This window comes from Geothermobacter hydrogeniphilus (assembly GCF_002093115.1).
In the GTDB taxonomy this organism is placed as follows: Bacteria; Desulfobacterota; Desulfuromonadia; order Desulfuromonadales; family Geothermobacteraceae; genus Geothermobacter_A; species Geothermobacter_A hydrogeniphilus.
In genome coordinates, this window is record NZ_NAAD01000059.1 from 1 (window position 1) to 1086 (window position 1086).

At 58.3% G+C, this 1086-nt stretch carries 1 protein-coding gene; it reads right to left on the reverse strand.

Features of this window, described 5'->3' with window-relative positions; translation table 11 throughout:
- Nucleotides 1–23: 23 nt before the first annotated feature.
- Nucleotides 24–1040, reverse strand: a complete 1017-nt coding sequence (locus tag B5V00_RS16800; RefSeq protein WP_085011957.1) for a transposase — start codon at nucleotides 1038–1040, stop codon at nucleotides 24–26.
- Nucleotides 1041–1086 lie beyond the last annotated feature (46 nt).

Consider the following 1086-nt stretch of genomic DNA (forward strand, 5'->3'; position numbering starts at 1 on the left):
GACGAAAGGGGACGCCCATGTAATTATGTTATTCCCCTGCCCGGCAGATCAATGTCAACCTCATCCGCAATCCCTCGGCCCCGTTCCACCGCCCGGCTTACTGCCGGTTGCGTCATGCCAACCTTTCTGGCCACCTCGGTGACGGTCATGCCCAGTTCCCGTACCGCCCAGTAGCAGAGCAGACTGCGTGCGCGGACATGTGCCGGTCGCTTGCTCGCACTCAACAGATCGTCCCGCGTAACAGCAAAATGTTCAGTGATAAGCTGCAGCAGAGAATCGAAGGTGACTCCCTGCTTCTGGTAACGGGTGCGTTGCTCCAGTTGCTCATCGGCTTCAGCCAGTACCGATGCGACGAAATCGCCATCCCCCAGAATCCGTTCGTCACTTTTGTGCGGCAACGTTGATTTTGGCTGTTCTTTAACCTGAGACCAGCCGCCACTGCTGCGAATCAGGCCGCCACCGACCAGTTCGGGCCGCTTGCCCCGGGCGATCCCCTCGGCAACAAACTCCGCATATTTCTGCCGAGCGGTTGCTCTTCTCTTCCCGAACCAGAGCAGTAGTTCATCGGTGGCCTGCCAGCCGGCTTCAATTTTCCCCAGCAGGCGGCCGTGACCGCACCAGGGATAGTCGGCCAGCTGGTCGAGGGATGACACCTGTCGGGCGCGGATCGGGTTCAAGTGAATGTAGCGCACCAGTTCGAGCAGATAGGTGTCTTCCTGGCAGAGGATCGATTTGTAGCGATTCTGAAACAGATGTCCATGCCGGCGATGGCGGCGGTTGTAGCTGATGGCGTAACCGGTCAGAAGCCGTCGCATCAGCGTGGCGATCGGCACCTCTCCGGTTTTGAGCAGAAGATGGAAATGGTTGGGGATCAAGGCCCAGGCGTAACAGCGGGTCGCAGTCTCCGGCAGGAGCTTGGACAGGCGAGCGACAAAGTCCGAGCGGTCGCTGTCGTCCTTGAAGATCAGACGACGTTCGATTCCGCGACAGATGATGTGATGAAGAGCTCCGGGTGCATCAATGCGGGCTTGTCTTGGCATGGGGGAAGTATGCCATAGAGGAGCAACGAGAGAAAGGTATAATTAC

What these genes read in the sequence shown, in the direction of transcription:
- B5V00_RS16800 (WP_085011957.1), bottom strand. Translation starts at nt 1,040, where the DNA reads ATGCCAAGACAAGCCCGCATTGATGCACCCGGAGCTCTTCATCACATC.